Here is a 21,184-nt window from a genome sequence, read left to right on the forward strand (position 1 = left end):
GAATCGCGATGAAACCAAAGCAGCGGCAGGCCGCTATCCTTGAATATCTGCAGCGGCATGGCAAAACGGCGGTAGACGCCCTGGCCGAGCATTTCTCCACCACCGGCACCACCATCCGCAAGGATCTCACCCTGCTGGAAGAAGAAGGCGAGGTGATCCGCACCTACGGCGGCGTGGTGCTCAGCCGTGACGACGGCGATCAGCCGATCGACCGCAAAACCCATATCAACACCGAGAAAAAACGCCGCATCGCCAGCGCCGCCGTGGCGCTGATCGCCGACGGCGACTCGCTGATCTTCGACGCCGGCAGCACGGTGCTGCAGATGGTGCCGCACCTGGCACAGTTCAATAACATCACGGTGATGACCAACAGCCTGACCATCGTCAACGCGCTGGTGGAGCTGGACAACGATCAGACCATCCTGATGCCTGGCGGCACCTACCGCAAGAAATCGGCCTCGTTCCACGGCAGCCTGGCGGAATCGGCGTTTCAGCAGTTCAGCTTCGACAAACTGTTTATCGGCGCGGACGGCGTCGATCTCAACGCCGGCGTCACCACGTTCAACGAAGTGCACAACGTCAGCAAAGCGATGTGCGAAGCCGCCGGCCGCATTATCCTGTTGGTGGACTCCTCAAAATTCGGCCGCAAGAGCCCTAACGTGGTGTGCGAACTCAGCGCCGTCGACACGCTGATCACCGACAAAGACATCAACCCCGATTACCTCGCCGCCCTGCAGGCGAAAGGCATCAATACCATTCTGGTAGGAGACCCCGATGAGTAACGCCAACGCCCTGCTCGCCTTCGCCCGCGAAACGCTGGAGATCGAGCTGACCGAAGCGCAGCGCCTGCTGGCGCGCCTGGACGACAACTTCGTCTGCGCCTGCGAACTGCTGTTGAACTGCCGTGGCAAGGCGGTGATTTCCGGTATCGGCAAGTCCGGCCATATCGGCAAGAAAATCGCCGCGTCGCTGGCCAGCACCGGCACACCGTCGTTCTTCGTTCACCCGGCGGAGGCACTGCACGGCGATCTCGGCATGATCGGCGCCGAGGACGTGGTGGTATTCATCTCCTATTCCGGCCGCGCCAAAGAGCTGGACCTGATCCTGCCGCTGCTGGCAGAGAACGGCATTCCGGTGATCGCCATCACAGGTGGCAAAGAGTCGCCGCTGGCGCTGGGCGCCGCCTGCGTGCTGGATATCGGCGTCGAGCGTGAAGCCTGCCCGATGGGGCTGGCGCCGACCTCCAGCGCGGTCAACACCCTGATGATGGGGGATGCGTTGGCGATGGCGCTGATGCGCCAACGCGGCTTCAACGCGGAGGACTTCGCCCGTTCGCATCCGGGCGGTAGCCTGGGCGCGCGCCTGTTGAACCGCGTGCATCACCTGATGCGCACCGGCGAGCGCCTGCCGCACGTCAGCGAAAGCGCCAACGTGATGGAAGCGATGCTGGAACTGAGCCGCACCGGGCTCGGGTTAGTGGCGGTCTGCGACGCGCAGCAGCGGGTGGTAGGCGTGTTTACCGACGGCGACCTGCGCCGCTGGCTGGTGAAGGGCAATAGCCTGCAGGCTCCGCTCAGCCCGGCGATCACCCGCCCCGGCTATCGGCTGCCGGAGCAGTGGCGCGCCGGCGAGGCGCTGGAAGCGCTGCACGAACAGCACATCAGCGCAGCCCCGGTGGTCGATATGGACGGCGTGCTGGTAGGGGCGCTCAACCTGCACGATCTGCATCAGGCCGGCATCGGCTGATCAACGCAGGGGCGCCATCACCGGCGCCCCCTGGCGGATTATTTCCAGTCGGGATTGTTCTCGAACTGCTGCTTCAGCAGCGCCTTCATGCCTTCATCCGGCTTGCCGAGCCACTGGTACTTGGCGTATTTCTTCGGATGATCGACGGCCTCCGGCCGGTCTTCCACCTCCACCCGCACGCCCCAGGCCTGGGATTTATCCGCGCTGAACGCCACGATCAAAAAATTATTGCCGCAGTCGTGCGGTTTGCACAGGTTGCCGACCAGATACTCTTTACCCTTCCAGCTCAGGTGCTGCGCCGGCGTGGAGGTGCCGACGCCCTTGCGCGCCCAGCCCGGCATCCGCGCCTGGCCTTTCACCATGTTTTGCCAGCTGGTCTGATACCCCGGCTGCTGAATCAAATCCGACGTGGTGACGATCTGCTGGGCAAAGCTGCCCGCGCTGAAGCTGAGCAGTGCGCCGAAAAGGGCGCAACGCAGCGCCTGGTGTCCCGTCATAATCCTTCTCCCTAGGTTGAATCAGGTTTCGCCCATAAAACCGGGCCCGAACAAGTCAGACCACGATGGCTACAAAAAGTTGGCTCACCACCAGGCGTGAAAATGGTGCACCGGCCCGATGCCATGCCCCACTTCCAGCGTGTCCGCCTGTTGCAGCGCTTTTTGCAGGTAGTCTTTGGCGGCGGCCACCGTCGTCGCCCAGTCGGCATGACGTGGGCGCAGCGCCGCCAGCGCGGCCGAGAGGGTACACCCGGTGCCGTGGGTATGCCGGGTGGCGACGCGCGGCGCGGTAAAGCGCTGTTCCCCCTCGGCGGTAAACAGCCAGTCCGGGCTCTCGCTTTCGCTCAGGTGGCCGCCCTTCATCAACACCGCCCGGCAGCCCATCGCCAGCAGCGCCCGCCCTTGCTCGCGCATTTGCGCTTCATCTTCCGCCGGTGCGCAGTCCAGCAGCGCCGCCGCTTCCGGCAGGTTCGGCGTGATGATCGACACCCGCGGCAACAATTCGCGCCGGATCGACGCCACCGCCTCCGGTGCCAGCAACGGATCGCCGCTTTTCGCCAGCATCACGGTATCCAGCACCACGAATTCCGGCCGGTAATGACGCAGACGTTCAGCGACCGCCTGCACGATGTCCGCATTGGCCAGCATGCCGATCTTGACGCTGTCGATACGCACGTCGCTGAACACCGAGTCCAGCTGTGCGGCGACGAACGCCGGATCGATGTAATACACCGACTGCACGCCGCGGGTATTCTGCGCCACCAGCGCGGTGATCACCGAAGTGCCGTAGGCGCCGAGCGCCGAGAAAGCCTTCAGATCGGCCTGAATGCCGGCGCCGCCGCTGGGATCGGTACCGGCGATGGTCAGGGCGTTGATGCGTTTCATCACAGATCCTCCCCACGCAGCTGGTACAAGGCGTCGAGGAATGCCGGCGTAAAGCTGCCCGGACCGGCGGCGCGTTTGGCAGCCAGGCCGCCGCAATGGGACATCACCCGGCAGGCGGTCGCCACGTTGTCCAGGCGATCGCCCGGCAGGCTGCAAAACGCCGCCACCACCGCCGACAGCGCGCAGCCGGTGCCCACCACCCGCGTCATCAGCGGGGAACCGCCCTCGATCGCCCAGTCGCGTTGGCCGTCGGTGACATAGTCCACCGCGCCGGTCACCGCCACCACCGCGCCGCTGCGCTGCGCCAGTTCACGCGCGGCGGGCAGCGCCGCCAGTGAATCATCGCCGCTGTCCACGCCGCGGCCACTGGCGAGCAGCCCGCTGAGCGCCATGATTTCCGAGGCGTTGCCGCGTATCGCCGCCGGCTTCTCGTCCAGCAGCTGTTTCGCGAAGGCGGTGCGGTAGGAGAGCGCGCCGACCGCCACCGGATCCAGCGTCCAGGGTTTGCCGGCCTGATTAGCGGCGGCCACCGCCGCCCGCATCGATTCGGCGCGCAGTGCGTTGAGGGTACCGATGTTGATCAGCAGGCCATCGGCCAGCGCGCTGAACTGCGCCGCCTCTTGCGGCTCCACCACCATCGCCGGGGAAGCGCCGAGCGCCAGCAGCACGTTGGCAGTCAGCGACTGCACCACTTCGTTGGTCAGGCAGTGGATCAGCGGAGGCCGCTGTTGGAATGGGGTCAGACAGGCCGCGGCGCGCGCGCCGGGTAGTGCATCAGGTCGAGCGATCATATTCCTCCCAACCGGCGTTCAAGAAGGCGGCGCCGGTTGGGCGGCCGTGACTTCCCTACGCTGGCATTATCCAGATCAGGTAATACGGGTATTTCTCAGCCTTCACGCGGAAGGGCACCCCGAGTCATGAAAATCAATAGGTTGTGATCAACGTTGCGTTAATCCCTGAGAGGGATCATGCCAGCCGCGGCGCGGACAAACAAGCGATTAAATCGGCTGCACGCCTGATGGCAACGCGGGCACTGGACAAAAAACCGCAAGGCCGGCCCACCGCCGGTTTGCGGCCCGAGAAACATCAAACTTACTGATAATTACTGAGCCTGGTTTGCGCCCCGCCTTAACGCTGGAAAGCACGTTCCCCGCGTTAAACAGGCGCAAAAAGTGTTACCGGAGGCAAGAGTCGTATGCAGGCGCTAGACACAACTCATCAATTCTCATTAATATAGCCACACATTTTATGAGTCATGATGCTATGCCAGAAATCACTGAATCCATTTTCGTCAATTCAGATCTGCTTAATGAACATTTTGACCCCGATGCCATTGATACGCCCATCGTGTCGATCTACGCCTCTTTCTCACATGAGAAAGAACACTCGCTGCGTTCGAAAATGCACTCGCATACCAAAGGCCAGTTGGTCTATGTCAAATCGGGCGCCGCTATCGTCATGTTGGAAGCGCGCATTTGCTCTGTGCTGCCGCACCAGCTGCTCTGGATCCCAGGCGGCGTTTCCCACAATGTGATCCTCCGCGACAATGTCGATTTTCGCGCCGTTTATCTCGACCAAAAACGCTTCGCGTCGCTGTCGAAAAGCGTCGAAATATTTACCGTCACTCCGCTGCTGGAAGAGGTTATCGAGACCATGTGCCGCTCCCCTTTCCACACCGACTGGATGGCGGGAACTGAGTTCCATCTGCAATCCCTGCTCATCGATAAAATCCGGGTCGCCGCCCATCCCCCCACCTGGCCGGCTTTGCCTAACGATTCCCGGGTACGCAACTACCTGCAGTGTTACCACCTAAAAGGCGAAATGGTGCCCCGATTGAATGAGCTGGCGTCCCACTGCGGCGCATCCGAGCGCACCATCCATCGGCTGTTCGTCCAGGGAACCGGCATGTGTTATCAGCAGTGGCGCCAGCAGGTGCGTTTGCAGTTGGCGCTGGAGTTGCTCACCACCAACAAACCGATCACCGAGATCGCCCACTATCTCGAGTTCTCCACCACCAGCGCCTTTATCTCCTTTTTCAAACACCACCGGGACATCACGCCGAAGAAGTACCGCGACCAATTGCCCAAGCCCAACGCACGCTGATCGCGGTCAGCCCAGCCCGCCGATCAGCCAAAACGTCGCCATGCCGAGCAGCAGCATCAAGGTGGCATTGTGCGTTTTCCACATCACCAGCGTCGCCACGAGCGCCGCACACAGTTTTGGCGCGCCTTCAACCGTCAGCGCCGAGGGGGACGCGATCAAGGCAGGCACGATCAGAGACACGATGGCCGTAGCCGGGATCAGTTTCAGCCACTCGCCCACCCGTTCGGGAAACGGCAGGCGGTCATTGAGCCACAGGAAGGAGTAGCGCAGCAGAAACGTACCCAGGCTGCTGATGACCAGCACCCATAAAATCGTCGTCTCGCTCATGACGCTTCCCCACGGCGTTGAGACCATCGGGTCTTGTGATACACACCGCCGGCCAATACGCCCACAGCCATGGAAAACAAGAATCCCAGATTATAGGGCCAGCCGCTGGTAAAGGCGGAAACCAGCCCGGCACAGGTGGCCGCCACCACGATGGGGGCGTTTTTCAACATCGGCACCAACAGGGAGATAAAACACAGGGTGATGGCGAACTCCAGATGCCAGCCGGCGGGAATCAGCGGGCCGGCGAGGATCCCCACCGCCGTTCCCGCTTGCCACACCAGCCACATCGGCAACGCCGTGCCGAAGTAATACAGCGTTTTCTCTTTTGCGCTCGGCGGCTGGGCCTGACAACGCAAAAACGTCAGCGCGTAAGTTTGATCGATCAGCACCTGCGCCGCCGCGAGCTTGGTCAGCGGAGTGAAATGGAGCTTCAGCTGAGACAACCCGGCGCTGTAGATGGCATAGCGAAAATTGATCGCAATGTGCGTGACGATCACCACAAACGGCGCCGCGCCGGCCGTCATCAGCGTGGCAGCGGCAATTTGTGAAGCCCCGGACATCAGCAACAAAGACGACAGTTGGGCAACCCAGGGCGTCATTCCCGCCTGAATGGCGCTGACACCGGTCAGCACGGCGAAGGGCAGCAAGCCCAGCAACAGGGGCATGGCGTCTTTATTGCCCTGAATAAAGAAAGACATCGGCTTCATGGTACGGCTCTCGAGAATAAGCCTTCCCCCGCTGACGGGGGAAGCTATAAGGATGACAGGCGAAATCAGGCCCGCTGCGCATTGGCGATCGCGTCCTGCAATCGCAACAGCTGATTGTATTTGGCCATCGCCTCGGTACGCGCCAAGGAGCCAAACTTCACCTTGGTGCCATTCAGCGCCACCGCCAAATCGGCGATGCTGGTGTCCTCGGTTTCACCGGAGCGCCGTGAGAACACGATGCCGTATCCGGCCGCTTTGGCTGACGCCACCAGGTTCATGGTTTCACTCAGCGTGCCGATTTGATTCGGCTTCACTAAAATCGAGTTGGCCATCTGCATGGCGACGCCCTGCTCAAAGCGCGCCAGATTGGTGGTGAACAGATCGTCGCCCACCAGCTCTATTTCGCCGCCCAGCCGCCGCGTCAGCGCAACCCACCCGTCGAAGTCGTCCTCTCCCAACGGATCTTCCATCAGCATGATCGGATAGCGCCCGCAGAGCGACGCCAGGTAATCAATAAAGGCCGCGGTCGTGAGCGTTCGCCCTTCAGCTGCCAGATGATACCGGCCGTCTTTAAAGAACATCTCGGCCGCGATATCCATGCTCAACCCGACCTCGACACCCGGCTCATAGCCCGCCTTTTCAATGGCTTCCAGCAGCAGCGCCAGCCCCTGCTCATTGGAGCTTAGCGGCGGCAGAAACCCTCCAGTGCCGGAAACGCCGGTGCTGATCCCGCGCGCCATCAGCAAGGATTTCAGCGCCATATGCACGTTCTTGCCGACTTGCAACGCCGCTTCAAGATGCGGTGCATTTAGCGCAATCACCTGAAAATCCTGAAAATCGCAGTTGCCATCGCCATGCATGCCGCCGGATAACATGGAAAAAATGGGTTGCGGCATGGACTTTTCCCGGCCGCGACTGACGTAATCGCACAGCGACTGATTGCTTTGCACCGCCGCGGCATTCGCCACCGCCAACGACACGCCCAAAATCGCATTGGCCCCCAGCCGGCTCTTATTCACGGTGCCGTCCAGCGCGATCAACATGCGGTCGATCTCTTCTTGCGCATAAGGAGACAGGCCGCGCAGCTGCGGTTTAATCACGGTGTGCACGATGTCTATCGCCCGCAAGACGCCCTGGCCGCTGAAGCGCAGGGGATCGTTGTCGCGCACCTCGATCGCTTCATGCTTGCCTTTGGAACAGCCCGTCGGGATGATGCTGCGGCCGCGTTTACCGCTGTCCAGCACGACTTCGACCTCAAGCGTAATGTCCGCGCGGGAGTCAAACACTTCACGCGCGCAAATATCTATAATGGTTGGCATGCTTAACGGCTCTCCTGAGCTGACAAGGGGGAATGAAAATCCTCGATCGTGTGCGCAAGTTGCCCGCCGGGCAGCGTCAACGGCGTGAGCACCGCATCACAATAGAGCCCCCAGCTGGCCAAAATGGCGGAATGCCCGCCCCGTCCCCCTGCGACGACCAGATCGATATCCTGGGCGCTGCGCGTCGCCGGCATGGGATCGCGGCCGGCAAACTGCGCCGGCCTCACGGGCACCAGGCCTTTGCCCTGCACGGCACCAAGCGGGTTATGAATATGTGCGTGCAAATATTCCCGCAGCGCGCTCTTACTCCAGCCCGCGTTCTGCAGCATTTGGGCGTGATCGGGCGTCAGAACAATCAAGATTCGCCCCGGGATGTACGCGTTCATGCGCCCCAGATGGGTGGCGCTGTCGACAATCACCTCAAGCAGGCTGTCCGCCGTTTGGCTCAGAAAATCGACCACGTCGGTCGGCGGTTCCGCCTTCATCAGATACACGCTGGTGGCCCCAGGCCCGAACCGCTCTTCATTCAACGTCGGCCACGGACTGTGGCTCAGGCTTTCGGCAAAACAGTAAGTGAATTCAACCGGCGAACCGAGGCAGCCCAGATCCGCTTTGCCCGGGTAGGCGCGGCACACATTGAGGATCGTCAGGTTAACGGCCCGACCAATGGTGGCATTGGCGCGAAATCCCGGCCCCATGCAGCCCTGGCCAGAACTGATCCCCAGTTCGTCGGCAATCGGGCCGCTGACCAGCACCAGGTTGCCGCCGTTGTACGAGGTAGTGATCGATTGCTGGAAGTTGAATGCAGGATCGGCCATGGCGCGGATCGTCGCCATCACAATGGGCAAGAATGCGGGCTTGCAGCCGGCCAGAATACTGTTGACGACCACATCCCGCACTCGGATGTTTTTGCCTGAAGGCCCCGCCTCGGGTATCAGCACGGTATCCAGCGGCTCAGCGCAGTATTCCAGCATGGCGGCAAAACGCGCCGGCGTCGGCGGGATCACCGGCAAACCATCGCCGATAGACTGGCTTTCATACTCCGCCATCAGCGCATCCAGACCGCTGTAGCGCATCATTTCCGCCCCGGACACATGCCGATCGCGATCCATTTTCGGATGAAGTTCAGCGGCGGCCTGCGTATTGCCGGTGCAAGTGAGCGCCTCCAACACGTAGGCGCACTGGGCGTCAACTTGCCGGCGGATATCGCTGACGGTGCTTGCCTGATAGATATCGAGACGGCAAATGCACAGCTGCCCCGCCCGGTAATGCGCCACATGTTCGGCCAGATTGTCTCCGGGAGGCGAGGCGATCAAGAGCGTGGCGATCCCCCTTTTCTCCAGCTCAATGGCGAGGATGGTGGTCATCACCGACGTTCCCATGTCGGCTAACGCCACCACGGCGGCCTGAACCTGCCTTTGCGCCAGGTTGTCCGCCAGCGCGCGAATCTGTTCCGTCATGGTGCCGCGCACGGACTGACGAACATGTTCGATATGATGAATCCCGTGTTCATTCAACACCGCCTCAAGGCGGGTGAATATTTCGCGGTAATGACAGAAATCCAACTTGGTATTGTCAAAAAACAGAACTTTGCCATCCCTTAATGCCTGCAGGCTGGGGCGTGGCGCCAACTGTAATTCGTAAAAGCGGTTCTCTCCACGCGGATCAAAAATAGAATCAGCCAACTCGTTGCTCATCATTATCATTGTTTACCGTGAGGTTTTCGGGATAAAAATAGTAGCAATGAGCCTAAATCGCGGAATATAAAAAATACGCCAGTTAATTGCCAAAGTCCGCCAAGCTGGCGCAAGGCGGGAAAATCCGCCCGCTGTTCGCCCCTCTTTCGCCTTTTCAACAGCAGGCATTTGCTTTACTCTTTAGCGACGTATTTCCGCCTGTGGCGCGTTTGGAACAGATTGCCATGCATCGACTCTACAGCTACCTTTGCGCTATCCATGCGCTGCCGTCACCGGTAAGAACGGTCAATAAAACGGAAACCATCGAACGATTTCCGGAAGGGGAAAACATGATCGAAGAACGCGAAATCCTTTACGCGTTTAATAATGGCGTTCAAATTTTATATAAAATGGAATCCGATACGTTCCAATCGGATGATGTTTGCCGTGAGTGTTGGGTAAGTTATGAAGTAGTGCACGATGGCGGATACGCCATTTCACCGCAGAAAAAGCAGTTTTATAATCGCTGCCAGGAAGACTTCTGGCTGAAAATGCAGGCTGAGCATGCTTGAAAATATAAAACACCGGCCCCTTGCTCAACCGGTGCTTTATTTATCTGTGACCTAACACGCCTCAATGGCAATGTCTTCGCCGTTAATTTCCACCAGTTGGCCCTGCGTGAACAGCGCCAAAACGTCCCCGTCGAAGCTGTCAAAAATGGGGATGTCTATCGCCATCGCCGACTCAAAAAGAATCGGATCCGCACGATTGCAAATGATCGCCGCCGGCGCGTTACCCTGTTGAAACGCTTCGTAAATCAAAAACGGCGCCATGGTCCCGCCTTTACCGCCCGGGCACACCAGCGCCTTTCCCGCCAACGACTCCCCATAGCGTGGATGATGCGGGATCAGCAGCGCCCCGGTCTGAGGATCGAAGTCGCCGATGAACGAAAATGCCTGTTCGACGAGAAACACCTCTGCGGTCACGCACCCTGGGTTCAGCGATCTGGCCTGTAATTTCATGCGGTCACCTGCGGTGTGGGGGCGGTTGAATCGAGCAATGACTGAATACAACATTCGATGTCCGCAACGCCCACGGAGAGGCGTTTCTGATTCAACTGCGTGATGTAATGAGCGGCCTTCATCGAAGACGTCATTACGGAATTGACCTGCGCCGGGATGGGGGAATCAGGAATGGTGGACATGCAGGCGCTGACCATGACGCCACCCGCGCGTTCAATGGTCGCCGCATAGCCCATTTCCCTGGCGAGCTGGTATTGCTGATGCGCCAACCCGATCCACAAATGTTTATGGCGCGGAATATGCCGCCCCGCCAGCAAACCGGCGAGTAAACGGATCTCCTGAATGGTCAAGTGCGGGCACCCCAGCACCACCATATCGGTCGGGGCCATGTCCCGCTTCGGCGTCACGCCGGCCTGCGGCGACAACAAGGGAACGCCCGCCCCGCTCTTCGGCGCATACTGCGCCAGCGACTGACGCAAGATCTCGCGGCCGACCGAGATCTTTTTCACCGGGCGACGCCCGCCAAACGCTTCTTTCAACGTGTCGGCTTCCGGCGTCACCCCGAGAACATGGCAAACCCCCACCGATCCCGTGACCGTCAGCGGGATCATGATCTGCTTAAGATGATCCATGCCGAGTTCACGGTCGATGCCGTCGATCACGATATTGTGTGATTTGGCCTGCGCCCCCAGGTAATAACCTATCGCGCTAAGCTCCGCTTTTGAGAGCCGATTCGCATCGAGCCCGTCAAACGTGACCCACACCTTCGCCAGGCGGTTGCTATCCAGAAACAAGCCGTAATATGGCGAACGGCCTGTAATGGCCGCCGCCAGCGTGAGCAACGCCCCGTCGCGATTGCAGCGTGCGCCGATGGTCGAATTCACCAGCACCTGCCCTCCGGAACCGATCCAGGAGACGTAGTCGCCTTTTTTCGGCAGGCTGCCCACCATCGCCGGGTAGCAGGTGTAGGTTTGATTAAATCCTTTCTCCGCAAACAGTGCCGCCCGGCGTTTCACATCGGGAAGTTTCGCCTGCGCATACTGCGTGTCGATGCCCATCGACGGCCAGGCGCTGGGGCAAAGCGCGGACATGTGGGGATGCAGGGTGGTCATGACAGGCAGCGTTTCCACCCCCTCGGTCAGCGTTTCCAGCAGCCCCAAGGGAATATTGGGAATCACGTGCGCGCTGGCGATATTCACCAGCTTCGGCGCGCCAAAGGCTTTCGAAAAGTTGACGAGCACCTGCATGCACTTTTGCACGCCAGGCCCGGCCGCGCCGGCAAGGTATGCCTGATCCGTTTCGGTTAGTTGCATAAGTCACTGATTCCTTGGAGGGAGCACCAGAGAGGCCCCTTCAATATTTAGCGTGACGAGAAATTAACACTACAAAAAGAATGGAAATATCAATAATCAGAAGATTAATAACAATAAGCGGCCAACTTGCACCACAGCGACGGCACGCACGCGGCCGCCGCAAACCCTCACCCCATTGCCTACGCCGCGCTTTCTTTCCCCGCCAGATACAGGCTCAGCACGCCGGGCAGCTCTGCCAGCGAGAATGCCACACTCTGCGGCGCCGTCTTGAAAATGTGGTGCAAGGTGCCGGCCACCAGGCTTTGCAACAGCCGGGTTTGCTGCAAGATCTCCGCTTCGGCGGTCTCGGGGCGGCGCAGCTGCAGCACTCTGGCAATCAGCGACAGGAAAGTGGACTTTTCGTCCGGCAGGTTCATTTCCCGCATCACCGGCAGGTAGTCGGTGTGCTCGCGCAGGTATTGCGCATAGGGTGAAAACAGCCGCTGGATCACGTCCTCGGCGGAGAGCCGCCGCCACTCTTCGTCACTGGCCAACGCCATGCCGCTGACCAGCGCCTCGACCGACTCGGTATGCCGATCCGCCAACGCCTTGATCACCGCATGGCGATCGGGGAAAAAGTGATACATCGAGCCGATGGAGGTTTTGGCGTGTTTGGCGAGCCGCTGCATGCTGAGCGCCGCCAGGCCGTCCTGCGCCACGATCGCCGCCGCCGAATCCAGAATGGTTTGTACGCGTTGCCGCCCTCTTTCCTGCTGCGGCTCCCGCCCAGAGATGTGTTCGTCGATATGCATATTCGTATCTGCCAACTATGATCAACGCATTATACCCATTTGCCGCCGTGAAGGCAGGGCGACACAAAAAACTAGATTAATCCCTCTAATTTGAAGTAGAGTATTCATTCTAGTTTCCCAGGCGCAAGCGTTGGGAAGGCAAACAGTGACCTCTCTCACTGAAAAAGAGTCATTTTATTCAGCCAGCCACCTAAGCAAATCGCCAGAGAACGCCCTATGCCAGACAAAAAACTGCTTATCACCTGCTTGACCGCGCTGTTGCTCACCGGGTGCTCGCCGGCACCGTCCATGGTGGTATTCGGCGCCTCGTTCCCCGACTGGCTGTTTTGCCTGTGCGGCGGCGTGGCCGGTATGGTGGCAATCCACCTGCTGCTGCGCACCGCGGAAAAACGCGCCTGGCTGGCACCGCAGCTACTGACGTATCCGGCGCTGACCGCACTGATCGCCATGCTGATCTGGTTACTGGTTTTCCCCCACTGAGATTGACGCCATGACACAACCCCAGACCCCAAACACGCGCAGACTGTTGGTGCTTATCATCCTGGCGTTGACGCTCATCGTGGCCGCCGTCGTCGTCTGGCGGGTGGAAAATGCCCCCACCACCGATGACGCTTACGCCTATGCCGACACCATCGACGTGGTGCCGGAGGTGAATGGCCGCATCATCGAGATGCCTATCCGCGACAATCAGGAGGTGCGGCAAGGCGATCTGCTGTTCCGCATCGATCCGCGCCCTTACCAGGACGCGCTGGCGGCCAGCGAGGCGCGCCTGATCACGCTGAATGAACAGATCAAGCTGACGCAGCGCTCGGTCAACGCGCAGCAGTACAACGCCGAATCGATGAACGCCATCGTCAAACGCTCGCAGGCGCTGGTGGCGCAGGCGACCGACACCCTCAACCGCCGGCAGAAGCTGCTCGGCAAGAACTACGTTTCGGCGGAAGAAGTGGAAACCGCCCGCACCTCCCAGCGCTCGGCGCAGGCAGAGTTGCAGGCCGCGCTGCTGCAGGCGAAACAGGCTGAAGCCGCCGTCAGCGGCGTCGAAGCCCTGGTCGCGCAGCGTGCCGAAGTGCAGGCCGAAATCGCCATCGCCAAACTGAACCTGGAATTCACCGAGGTCAGAGCGCCGTTTGACGGCCGCATCGCCTCCCTGAAAACCACCGTCGGCCAGTATGCCTCCAGCGCCAAACCGGTGTTTACGCTGATCGACACCCGCCACTGGTACGTGGTCGCCAACTTCCGCGAAACCGACCTGAAAGGCGTGCATCCCGGCGTGCCGGCCACGCTGTATCTGATGAGCGATGCCAGCCAGACATTCAGCGGCAAGGTGGAATCGGTCAGCTACGGCGTGCAGCCCGACGACGGCGGTACGGTGCTGGGCGGCCTGCCCAACGTATCGCGCAACATCAACTGGGTGCACGTTTCGCAGCGTTTCCCGGTCAAGATCGCGGTGGAAGCCCCCAACCCGACGCTGTTCCGCGTCGGCGCTTCAGCGGTGGCGAAACTGAACCTGCGCCATGAAGAGTGAAACGATGTCTCGCGGCTGGCTGTCTCAGTTAATCGACGAGCTGCGCCCTTCGGACAGCCGCATCAACCTGGTGATCCGCGCTCTGCTCTCCAGCGCGATCGCCATCGTGATCTCGCAGACGCTGCAGGTGCCGTGGCTGGCGCTGTCGCTGATCGCTGTCTTCTTTATCACGCAATCCAATATCGTGATCACCCGCATGATCGGCATCCTGTTCTTCGTCAGCTCCACGCTGGCGATCGGCGCCGCCATCCTGGTGTTGAAGTTCACCTACGACTACCCGATGCTGCGCATCTTGCTCTCCAGCGCGCTGTTTTTCCTCAGCGTTTTCCTGATGCGGGTAACCAAGGTCGGGGTGCTGTTCTTCCTGATGGCGCTGGTGGTGATCTATGTGCAAAGCTTCGTCGATCTCACCCCGCAGGCGGAAGTGGTGATAAGGCTGGTGCTGTGGGTCTGGGTGGCGATCAACTATGCCATTTTGGTCACCCTGATCGTCAATACCCTGCTGCTGCCGGCCGAGCCGCTGAAGCAGCTACAAAGCCGGATGATCGCGGTGTTGGACGAAACCCGCACCCTGTTGGCCACCGGCGGCGAAACGCACGATCTGAGCGCCATCTCGCAGCACGCCACCGAGCTGCATAAACTGCTGCGCTTTTCGGTGATGCGAAACAATAGCTGCCGCGCCAACGAGCCCGGTTATCTGGCGCTGATCACCCTGGTGTTGCAACTCAATATCCTGGCCTACCAACTGCCGCCGGCTTTCGGCGCGGCCGCGCGTAAATTGGCGCAGGAGATAGACGACGCCTGCCGCACGCTGCAAGCCGCGATCGGCAACGGCAGCGCGCTGCGATTTTCCGTTGAGATCGCCGGCAGCGACGATCCGCAGGTGCCGGCACCGCTCAATGAGATGGCCGGCCACCTGCAGGTCTATGCCAACCGCAGCGACTATGCCGAGGCCGTGCAGGCCGCACCGCCGCCGAAAGTGCCCTTCTTGACTCCCGATGCCCTGACCAACCCGGTTTACATCCAGTTTTCGTTGAAAACGCTGCTGACCGTGCTGGTTGCCTACGTGTTTTATACCGCCGTCGATTGGTCCGGCATTCATACCATCATGCTGAGTTGCCTGATCGTGGCACAGCCCAGCCTTGGCGCCACACAGCGGCGGGCGCGACTGCGTCTCGGCGGTGCGGCAATCGGCAGCCTGCTGGCGCTGATCTCGGTGGTGTGGATCATGCCTCATCTCGACAGCATCGTCGGGTTGCTACTGCTGACGTTGCCGGTGATCGCCCTCTCCGCCTGGATCGCCGCCGGTTCCGAGAAGATAAGCTATGCCGGGGTGCAGATCGTGTTCACCTTTTCCCTGGCGCTGCTGGAAAGCTTCGGCCCGGTCACCGAGCTGACCGAGATCCGCGATCGCCTGATCGGCATCGTGCTGGGAGTGGGGTTCGCCACCTTCATTCACGCCACGCTCTGGCCGGAATACGAAGGGGAGTCGCTGCGGCAGCAGGTCGCCAACCTGCTGCAGGAGCTGTCGCGTTTCCTCGGCGGTGAGAACAAAAACGCCATCGGCATCTGGCAAAAGATCGAAGGCTGCGAAGCGGTGGTGGCCCGGGTGACGCTGGAGCCTACCTGGCAGCTGGCGGATGATAACCATGAAAGTTTCACCCGGCATATCCAACTGATCTTTAACCAGACGCGCAGCCTGCTGCTGACCAGCGAAAAGCTGAATACGTATCTGGCCGGCAACGATGCAGCGCTGTCGGCGCAGGAACGCCAGGCGCTGCTCGAGATACAGCACCAGGGTGGACGCATCCTCGCCGACTATGCGGCGCAGCTTTCCCGCGCCCCGCAAGCGCTGCGGGCGCCCGACTTTCATCCGCCGTTGGCCGCCCTGCACGCCGACACCGTGCGACACCTGGCGCAGGAGTTAAGCGATGGCGTCAATCGCCTGCCCGCCTGGGGAGACGCCTAGCATTTTCCGTTTGCGGCCGTGCACACCCGGCGCAATGCGCTATAGTGAGCACAAACCACCGGGAGATGCCATGCAGATAAGACCCTACCAAGAGACCGACCGCCCCGTCCTGCGCACGCTGTATCTGACGTCGCGCAAGGCGGCATTCGGCTGGCGCGACACCTCAAACTATCAGTTGGAAGATTTCGACAGCGCGACGCAGGAAGAAGAGATCTGGGTCGCGGAAGACGGCGGCGAGCTGCTGGGATTCGTTTCCATCTACCGCGCCGACAACTTCATCCATAACCTGTATGTCGATCCCCATCAGCCGCCACGCGGCGTCGGCAGCGCGCTGCTGCGGGCGGCGAACGCCACCTTCACTGCCACCGGCTCGCTGAAATGCCTGGTGAAAAACGAAAAGGCGCTGGCGTTCTATCGCAAGCACGGTTGGCGCGTCATCTCCACCGGCAATGACGGCGAAGAAGATTATTACCTGATGCATTCCCAGACACTTTAGCCCTTGGCATGCGCGGCATCCGGCATGCCGCGCAGCGTCAGCCGCCAAAACAGCAGTGCGATCAGGCTAACGCCCGCGCCCAGCCAGCAGACGCCGCTCCAGCCCGCCCAGGCGTACATATGAGTACCGGCGAAGGCGCCTAACCCGCTGCCGACGGCGTAAAACAGCATGTAGCAGCCCACCAGCCGGCTGTGCGACTGCGGGTGCGCACTGAAAATCATACTCTGGTTCAGCACGTGGATCGCCTGGCCTGCCAGATCCAGCAGCACGATGCCCGCCACCAGCCAAGCCAGGCCGCTGTCGAGCAAGCCGAGCGGCAACCAGGCCAGCGTCAACAGCAGCAAACACGCGCCGCTGGCCGCTTGCCCCAGCCCGCGATCCGCCAGATGCCCGGCGCGCACCGCCGCCAGCGCACCCACTGCGCCGACCAAGCCGAACGCCCCCACCGCGGCATGCGTGAAGTTGAACGGCGGCTGGCTGAGCGGCAACACCAGCGAACTCCAAAAGAGGCTGAAAGCGCCGAACATCAGCAGCGCCAGCATGCCGCGAATTTGCAGCGTGCGGTCATGCAGCAACAGGCTCAGCATCGAACGCAGCAGCGCGGGATAACTCAGCGTGCTGGGAGAGGTGCGCGGTGCAGGCAGCAGGCGCGACAGGATCGGCAACAAGACCAGCGTCACTCCGGCGGAAAAGAAGTACACCGTGCGCCAGCCGCCAGCGTCCGCCAACGCGCCGGACAAGGTGCGCGCCAGCAACAGCCCCAGCACCACCCCGCCCTGTGCCGCGCCGACCACCCGCCCGCGCTCCTGCGGTGCCGCCAACGCGGCGGCAAAGGCAATCAGCCCCTGCGTCATGGCGGTGCCCAGCAGCCCCACCAGCAACATGCCCGCCAGCAGCCAGGGCGCGCTGTGCGCCCACCCCACCAGCAGCAGCGCAGCGATCAGCCCCAGTTGCTGCACCGCCAGCAGCCGATGCCGGTTCAGCCGATCCCCCAGCGGCACCACTAACAGCAACGCCAGGGCGCATCCCAGTTGGGTCACGGTGATCACCATGCCGACCGCCGCCAGGCTGATGGAGAAATCACGGGCGATGGCGTCCAACAGCGGCTGCGCATAGTAAACGTTGGCCACGCTGAAAGCGCTGGCGGCGGCCAGCAACAGCACCAAGGCAGCCGGCAGACGCCCCAGCGTTGCACAGGGGGGATCCAACAGTTTGTCGCTCATCACGCACCTCAATCTGGTTTCGTTATTAAACCCAGTGAACTTTAGGTGCATAGGTTTTATAATGCAACCAGAATATGCGGCAGGAGATAAACATCGTGAAACGTAAAAGCCTGGAAGATGCGCCGTGCCCGGTGGCGCGCACGCTGGACGTGATTGGCGACTGGTGGTCGCTGCTGATCGTGCGCGACGCCTTCGACGGCGTCACCCGCTTCAGCGAATTTCAAAAAGGGTTGGGGATGGCGAAGAACATTCTTTCCACCCGCCTGCGCGCCCTGGTGACGCACGGCGTGCTGGAGATTGTTCCCGCCGCGGACGGCAGCGCCTATCAGGAATATGTGCTGACCGAAAAAGGCCGCGCGCTGTTTCCGGTGATCGTCGGCCTGCGCCAATGGGGAGAGGATTATCTGTTCGCCGCAGGGGAAGCCCATTCGACACTGGTGGAAAACGACAGCGGCCGCCCCGTCCCGCGCCTGACGCCGATCGGCAGCGCCGGGCAGACGCTCACCCCGCTCAATACCCGGGTGGTGAAAATACCTTAGCGGCGACAACGTTCGGAAGCGCTCAGCCAACCCTGCACGATTCACTTCGCAGCGTCATCCGGGTAATGTATAGTCCGCGTTTTACGGAGATCCCATGCTGACTAACTCATCCATTCGTCTGAACAAATACATTAGCGAGAGCGGCATCTGCTCGCGTCGCGACGCCGATCGTTACATCGAACAAGGCAACGTTTTCATCAACGGTAAGCGCGCTACCGTTGGCACTCAGGTATTTGCCGGCGATGTCGTGAAGGTTAACGGCCAGCTCATCGAACCACGCAATGAAGAAGATTTGGTGCTGATCGCGCTGAACAAACCGGTCGGCATCGTCACCACCACTGAAGACGGCGAGCGCGACAACATCACCGACTTCGTCAACCACAGCAAGCGCATCTTCCCGATCGGCCGCTTGGATAAAGATTCGCAGGGGCTGATCTTTTTGACCAACCACGGTGATCTGGTCAACAAGATCCTGCGCGCCGGCAACAATCACGAAAAAGAGTATCTGGTAACGGTCAACAAGCCAGTGACCGACGAGTTTATTCGCGGCATGGGCGCCGGCGTGCCGATGCTGGGCACGGTGACCAAAAAGTGCAAGGTGAAGAAAGAAGCGCCTTTCGTATTCCGCATCACGCTGGTGCAGGGGCTGAACCGCCAGATCCGCCGCATGTGCGAACACTTCGGCTACGAGGTCACCAAGCTGGAACGCACACGCATCATGAACGTCAGCCTGAAGGGGTTGCCGCTGGGCGAATGGCGCGATCTGACCGATGACGAACTGATCGACCTGTTCACGCTGATCGAGGGTTCCTCGTCCGAGGCCAAACCGGCGAAGAAAGCCCCGGCCAAGCCCGCCGCGGCGAAAAAACCGAGTGCCGGCGGGCCGAAAAGCGCCGACAAATCCGGCGGCGCACCGGCCGGCCGCAAACGCTTTACCCAACCGGGACGCAAGAAAAAAGGGCGTTAAACGCCCTTTCGCCCTCGCTCAGCCCGCCATTGCGCGGGCTTTTTCATCGTAAAAATCAGTCCAGGCTGCCCGCCACCGGCGCTTGCGCCCAATCGAGCGCAAAATCGGCCACCGCCTCCCACCCCTGTTCGCCACAGGTATAGTGGCTGCGGCCGGGAAACAGCTTGTAAGCGCTGATGGCCTGTGAACCCTTGGCGTTTTTCTCGTAATTCTCCCGCTGCACCGCCGGCGGCAAAATATGATCGTTGCCGCCGGCGATAAACAGCAGCGGCGCGCGATCGCCGTTGGCGAAATTGTAGGTGGTCGCCGCATCCGGCGTAAAGTTAGCCAATCCGCCCTGGAACAGCATGCGCCCCGACACCGGCACCGAGTAGCGATCGTACACCGCTTTAGACGCTTCCAGGCTCAGGTTGTTGGTGAAGGCATAGTGGAAATCCTTCTCGCCGATCGGCACGGCGCGATGCAGGTTGGCCGGGTTGCGCAGCACCGGGAAGGTGGCTTTGATTTCGCTGAACGGCAACGCCTTCACCCCTTTTACCGCCGCGCCGTCGATAGAAACGCCCGCAGAGCCGAAGCCGGCATCCAGCAACAACTGCACAAAAGCACCGCCGAACGAGTGCCCCATGATGATCGGCTTATTGTCGAGTGCGCCGACGATCGCCGCCAGATGCTCGTACACCTCGCGCACGCCCAGATTCGCCAGCGGCGAAGGATCGCGGCGCAGCGCCTCAACGCCGGCGACGCCCGGCTCAATGCCCGGATAGCCGGGCGTGATCACCCTCATGCCCCGCTGTTCGTAGCGAGTGATCCAATGCTCCCACGACAGTGGCGTCATCCAGAGCCCGTGAATTAAAACAACCGTGTCGGTCCGCGCTTCTAGCGCCATAATGCTTACCCCATGCCATCGTTAACGGAAGCGCCTCACCGCACGGCGGAACGCTGCATGGCAGCCGTTGCGCCGGCTGCCGCCTCATCGAATAGCCTTTGACTTCGGCAATATTCTGTAGAGATGATGTCCAAATTATAGAAGCGATACAGGCGCACGACATGACCAAAAAGCCGGAATTCTTTGCTGAAACGCCGCCGTATAAAGAGGATGAAGCAGAACCCTTCGCCTTCAAACGCGACGCCTTTTCTGAAGTGCTGGAGCTGATTCGCGTGCGCGGTAATACGGTGTTCACCTGCGCGGCATCGGCGCCGTTCGGCTGGCGCTTCCCCGCCGGCAAGCACCGTCTGCACATCATCAGAAACGGCAGCGTGGCCATTGAGGCGGAAGGCGATGCTCGGGTATACCACGCCTCGCAGGGCGATCTGGTGATGCTGATTCACGGCCACGCCCACACCATCGCCGACCAACCGGGCCGCCCGGCGCACGATCTGACGGCGCTGGCGCGCCGCCACTATCACCGGGAGAGCCTGACGCTCGGCCACGGCGAAACCACCTGGCTGTGCGGTGATTTCGGCTTTGACGGCATGCTGTCGCAGCGCCTGTTGTCAGTGCTGCCGCCGGTCTTGATCCTGAAAGGCCTGCGCGAACGGCCATTCGAGTGGCTGGAGCTGAGCTGCCGCTTCATCCTCGACGAGGCGCTCAACCCGCGCGCGGGCGCCGCCGCCATGATCTCGCGTCTGCTCGACGTGATCTTCGTGCAACTGCTGCGCACCTGGGCGACAGAAGGTGAAGCCGGGCGCGGTTGGCTTTCCGGCGCGATCGACGCGCGCATCAGCCCCGCCATGAGCGCCATTCACGCCGATCCCGGCCATCCCTGGAACGTGCCGGAACTCGCCGCGCTGGCTAATCTGTCGCGCTCGGCCTTCGCCGATCGTTTCCAGCGCATCGTCGGCCAGGCACCGCTCAACTATCTCACCACCTGGCGGCTGGATCGCGCTGCGGAGCTGCTGCGCTACAGCCGCGCTTCGGTAGCGCACATCGCCAACCGGGTCGGCTATACCTCCGAAGCGGCATTCAGCCGCGCGTTTCGCGGCCGTTACGCGCTTTCTCCTATGCAGTGGCGCAAGCTGGCGGCTGTTTAGCCCCCATCATAAAAAAGGCCCGCATCATGCGGGCCTGTAGGTACC

23 protein-coding genes and 1 riboswitch are annotated in these 21,184 nt (G+C 61.0%); of the genes, 11 read left to right on the forward strand and 12 right to left on the reverse strand.

Going from position 1 to position 21,184, the window contains the following annotated elements:
* The first annotated feature begins 8 nt into the window (after positions 1-8).
* Positions 9-782, forward strand: coding sequence for a glucitol operon DNA-binding transcriptional repressor SrlR (gene srlR, locus BHU62_RS15225; protein WP_073532754.1), 774 nt, complete (start codon positions 9-11; stop codon positions 780-782).
* Positions 775-1,746: an arabinose-5-phosphate isomerase GutQ gene (gutQ, locus tag BHU62_RS15230; RefSeq protein ID WP_073532755.1), complete on the forward strand. Its 972-nt coding sequence runs from the start codon at positions 775-777 to the stop codon at positions 1,744-1,746. Before srlR ends, gutQ begins: the two co-directional genes overlap by 8 nt.
* Before the next feature lie 38 nt (positions 1,747-1,784).
* Here the strand turns inward: gutQ and BHU62_RS15235 are convergent, their stop codons facing one another.
* From BHU62_RS15235 to thiM, 3 genes are all read right to left on the reverse strand, one after another.
* Complete coding sequence (locus BHU62_RS15235; protein ID WP_073532756.1) at positions 1,785-2,243, reverse strand: inhibitor of vertebrate lysozyme family protein; 459 nt, start codon at positions 2,241-2,243, stop codon at positions 1,785-1,787.
* An 84-nt stretch (positions 2,244-2,327) separates the two neighbouring features.
* The gene (gene thiD / locus BHU62_RS15240; protein WP_073532757.1) at positions 2,328-3,128 is read right to left on the reverse strand and encodes a bifunctional hydroxymethylpyrimidine kinase/phosphomethylpyrimidine kinase; all 801 of its coding nucleotides are present in this window, start codon (positions 3,126-3,128) and stop codon (positions 2,328-2,330) included.
* Entirely contained in the window at positions 3,128-3,919 is a 792-nt protein-coding gene (thiM, locus tag BHU62_RS15245; protein ID WP_073532758.1) for a hydroxyethylthiazole kinase, read from the reverse strand. Before thiM ends, thiD begins: the two co-directional genes overlap by 1 nt.
* A gap of 35 nt (positions 3,920-3,954) precedes the next feature.
* Positions 3,955-4,051, reverse strand: a riboswitch (TPP riboswitch).
* 340 nt (positions 4,052-4,391) lie between these two features.
* Here thiM and BHU62_RS15250 point away from each other — a divergent pair.
* Entirely contained in the window at positions 4,392-5,231 is an 840-nt protein-coding gene (locus BHU62_RS15250; RefSeq protein WP_073532759.1) for an AraC family transcriptional regulator, read from the forward strand.
* Between the two features lie 6 nt (positions 5,232-5,237).
* On the opposite strand, the gene BHU62_RS15255 is transcribed toward BHU62_RS15250, so the two are convergent.
* The 4 genes from BHU62_RS15255 to BHU62_RS15270 form a co-directional block, all read right to left on the reverse strand.
* Positions 5,238-5,558 (reverse strand): AzlD domain-containing protein, encoded by a 321-nt coding sequence (locus tag BHU62_RS15255; protein ID WP_073532760.1) that lies wholly within the window; start codon positions 5,556-5,558, stop codon positions 5,238-5,240.
* A complete protein-coding gene (locus BHU62_RS15260) occupies positions 5,555-6,265 on the reverse strand; it encodes an AzlC family ABC transporter permease (RefSeq protein ID WP_073532761.1) in 711 nt (236 codons plus the stop codon). Before BHU62_RS15260 ends, BHU62_RS15255 begins: the two co-directional genes overlap by 4 nt.
* A gap of 65 nt (positions 6,266-6,330) precedes the next feature.
* Entirely contained in the window at positions 6,331-7,584 is a 1,254-nt protein-coding gene (gene eno, locus BHU62_RS15265) for a phosphopyruvate hydratase (RefSeq protein ID WP_073532762.1), read from the reverse strand.
* Positions 7,585-7,586: 2 nt separating this feature from the next.
* Entirely contained in the window at positions 7,587-9,269 is a 1,683-nt protein-coding gene (locus BHU62_RS15270) for a hypothetical protein (RefSeq protein ID WP_139282290.1), read from the reverse strand.
* Between the two features lie 98 nt (positions 9,270-9,367).
* Here BHU62_RS15270 and BHU62_RS15275 point away from each other — a divergent pair, with 98 nt between their 5' ends.
* A complete protein-coding gene (locus tag BHU62_RS15275; protein WP_078062074.1) occupies positions 9,368-9,832 on the forward strand; it encodes a hypothetical protein in 465 nt (154 codons plus the stop codon).
* A 51-nt stretch (positions 9,833-9,883) separates the two neighbouring features.
* On the opposite strand, the gene BHU62_RS15280 is transcribed toward BHU62_RS15275, so the two are convergent.
* From BHU62_RS15280 to BHU62_RS15290, 3 genes are all read right to left on the reverse strand, one after another.
* Positions 9,884-10,282 (reverse strand): aconitase X swivel domain-containing protein, encoded by a 399-nt coding sequence (locus tag BHU62_RS15280; protein WP_073532764.1) that lies wholly within the window; start codon positions 10,280-10,282, stop codon positions 9,884-9,886.
* Positions 10,279-11,595 (reverse strand): aconitase X, encoded by a 1,317-nt coding sequence (locus BHU62_RS15285; protein WP_073532765.1) that lies wholly within the window; start codon positions 11,593-11,595, stop codon positions 10,279-10,281. The genes BHU62_RS15280 and BHU62_RS15285 overlap by 4 nt, the downstream gene beginning before the upstream one ends.
* Before the next feature lie 179 nt (positions 11,596-11,774).
* Complete coding sequence (locus tag BHU62_RS15290) at positions 11,775-12,386, reverse strand: TetR/AcrR family transcriptional regulator (protein WP_073532766.1); 612 nt, start codon at positions 12,384-12,386, stop codon at positions 11,775-11,777.
* 216 nt (positions 12,387-12,602) lie between these two features.
* Between BHU62_RS15290 and BHU62_RS15295 the strand changes: the two genes are divergently transcribed.
* From BHU62_RS15295 to BHU62_RS15310, 4 genes are all read left to right on the forward strand, one after another.
* On the forward strand, positions 12,603-12,866 hold the full coding sequence (locus BHU62_RS15295; RefSeq protein ID WP_073532767.1) for a YtcA family lipoprotein: 264 nt from the start codon (positions 12,603-12,605) through the stop codon (positions 12,864-12,866).
* Positions 12,867-12,876: 10 nt separating this feature from the next.
* Positions 12,877-13,914 (forward strand): multidrug transporter subunit MdtN, encoded by a 1,038-nt coding sequence (gene mdtN / locus BHU62_RS15300; protein ID WP_073532768.1) that lies wholly within the window; start codon positions 12,877-12,879, stop codon positions 13,912-13,914.
* Positions 13,904-15,883 carry an FUSC family protein gene (locus BHU62_RS15305; RefSeq protein WP_236720680.1) on the forward strand — a complete coding sequence of 660 codons (1,980 nt, stop codon included), beginning with the start codon at positions 13,904-13,906 and terminating at the stop codon, positions 15,881-15,883. The genes mdtN and BHU62_RS15305 overlap by 11 nt, the downstream gene beginning before the upstream one ends.
* A 70-nt stretch (positions 15,884-15,953) precedes the next feature.
* Positions 15,954-16,379, forward strand: a complete 426-nt coding sequence (locus BHU62_RS15310) for a GNAT family N-acetyltransferase (protein ID WP_073532770.1) — start codon at positions 15,954-15,956, stop codon at positions 16,377-16,379.
* Here BHU62_RS15310 and BHU62_RS15315 read toward each other — a convergent pair.
* Positions 16,376-17,602, reverse strand: coding sequence for an MFS transporter (locus tag BHU62_RS15315; protein ID WP_073532771.1), 1,227 nt, complete (start codon positions 17,600-17,602; stop codon positions 16,376-16,378). The two genes, BHU62_RS15310 and BHU62_RS15315, sit on opposite strands and share 4 nt — an antisense overlap.
* A 95-nt stretch (positions 17,603-17,697) precedes the next feature.
* Between BHU62_RS15315 and BHU62_RS15320 the strand changes: the two genes are divergently transcribed.
* Both BHU62_RS15320 and rluF read left to right on the forward strand, forming a co-directional pair.
* A complete protein-coding gene (locus BHU62_RS15320; protein ID WP_073532810.1) occupies positions 17,698-18,141 on the forward strand; it encodes a winged helix-turn-helix transcriptional regulator in 444 nt (147 codons plus the stop codon).
* 94 nt (positions 18,142-18,235) lie between these two features.
* Positions 18,236-19,108 (forward strand): 23S rRNA pseudouridine(2604) synthase RluF, encoded by an 873-nt coding sequence (gene rluF / locus BHU62_RS15325; protein ID WP_073532772.1) that lies wholly within the window; start codon positions 18,236-18,238, stop codon positions 19,106-19,108.
* A gap of 55 nt (positions 19,109-19,163) precedes the next feature.
* Here the strand turns inward: rluF and BHU62_RS15330 are convergent, their stop codons facing one another.
* Positions 19,164-19,994 carry an alpha/beta hydrolase gene (locus BHU62_RS15330; protein ID WP_073532773.1) on the reverse strand — a complete coding sequence of 277 codons (831 nt, stop codon included), beginning with the start codon at positions 19,992-19,994 and terminating at the stop codon, positions 19,164-19,166.
* Positions 19,995-20,155: 161 nt separating this feature from the next.
* Between BHU62_RS15330 and BHU62_RS15335 the strand changes: the two genes are divergently transcribed.
* Positions 20,156-21,139, forward strand: a complete 984-nt coding sequence (locus BHU62_RS15335) for an AraC family transcriptional regulator (protein ID WP_073532774.1) — start codon at positions 20,156-20,158, stop codon at positions 21,137-21,139.
* The last annotated feature ends 45 nt before the right edge of the window (positions 21,140-21,184 follow it).

The organism is Serratia marcescens, from assembly GCF_001902635.1.
Classification (GTDB): domain Bacteria; phylum Pseudomonadota; class Gammaproteobacteria; order Enterobacterales; family Enterobacteriaceae; genus Serratia; species Serratia marcescens_F.

Coding starts and splice junctions, on each gene's coding strand:
- rluF (WP_073532772.1), top strand. CDS start 18,236: ATGCTGACTAACTCATCCATTCGTCTGAACAAATACATTAGCGAGAGC.
- srlR (WP_073532754.1), top strand. CDS start 9: ATGAAACCAAAGCAGCGGCAGGCCGCTATCCTTGAATATCTGCAGCGG.
- BHU62_RS15280 (WP_073532764.1), bottom strand. CDS start 10,282: ATGAAATTACAGGCCAGATCGCTGAACCCAGGGTGCGTGACCGCAGAG.
- thiD (WP_073532757.1), bottom strand. CDS start 3,128: ATGAAACGCATCAACGCCCTGACCATCGCCGGTACCGATCCCAGCGGC.
- BHU62_RS15290 (WP_073532766.1), bottom strand. CDS start 12,386: ATGCATATCGACGAACACATCTCTGGGCGGGAGCCGCAGCAGGAAAGA.
- gutQ (WP_073532755.1), top strand. CDS start 775: ATGAGTAACGCCAACGCCCTGCTCGCCTTCGCCCGCGAAACGCTGGAG.
- thiM (WP_073532758.1), bottom strand. CDS start 3,919: ATGATCGCTCGACCTGATGCACTACCCGGCGCGCGCGCCGCGGCCTGT.
- BHU62_RS15305 (WP_236720680.1), top strand. CDS start 13,904: ATGAAGAGTGAAACGATGTCTCGCGGCTGGCTGTCTCAGTTAATCGAC.
- BHU62_RS15250 (WP_073532759.1), top strand. CDS start 4,392: ATGCCAGAAATCACTGAATCCATTTTCGTCAATTCAGATCTGCTTAAT.
- BHU62_RS15310 (WP_073532770.1), top strand. CDS start 15,954: ATGCAGATAAGACCCTACCAAGAGACCGACCGCCCCGTCCTGCGCACG.
- BHU62_RS15295 (WP_073532767.1), top strand. CDS start 12,603: ATGCCAGACAAAAAACTGCTTATCACCTGCTTGACCGCGCTGTTGCTC.
- BHU62_RS15235 (WP_073532756.1), bottom strand. CDS start 2,243: ATGACGGGACACCAGGCGCTGCGTTGCGCCCTTTTCGGCGCACTGCTC.
- BHU62_RS15255 (WP_073532760.1), bottom strand. CDS start 5,558: ATGAGCGAGACGACGATTTTATGGGTGCTGGTCATCAGCAGCCTGGGT.
- eno (WP_073532762.1), bottom strand. CDS start 7,584: ATGCCAACCATTATAGATATTTGCGCGCGTGAAGTGTTTGACTCCCGC.
- BHU62_RS15335 (WP_073532774.1), top strand. CDS start 20,156: ATGACCAAAAAGCCGGAATTCTTTGCTGAAACGCCGCCGTATAAAGAG.
- mdtN (WP_073532768.1), top strand. CDS start 12,877: ATGACACAACCCCAGACCCCAAACACGCGCAGACTGTTGGTGCTTATC.
- BHU62_RS15330 (WP_073532773.1), bottom strand. CDS start 19,994: ATGGCGCTAGAAGCGCGGACCGACACGGTTGTTTTAATTCACGGGCTC.
- BHU62_RS15315 (WP_073532771.1), bottom strand. CDS start 17,602: ATGAGCGACAAACTGTTGGATCCCCCCTGTGCAACGCTGGGGCGTCTG.
- BHU62_RS15285 (WP_073532765.1), bottom strand. CDS start 11,595: ATGCAACTAACCGAAACGGATCAGGCATACCTTGCCGGCGCGGCCGGG.
- BHU62_RS15260 (WP_073532761.1), bottom strand. CDS start 6,265: ATGAAGCCGATGTCTTTCTTTATTCAGGGCAATAAAGACGCCATGCCC.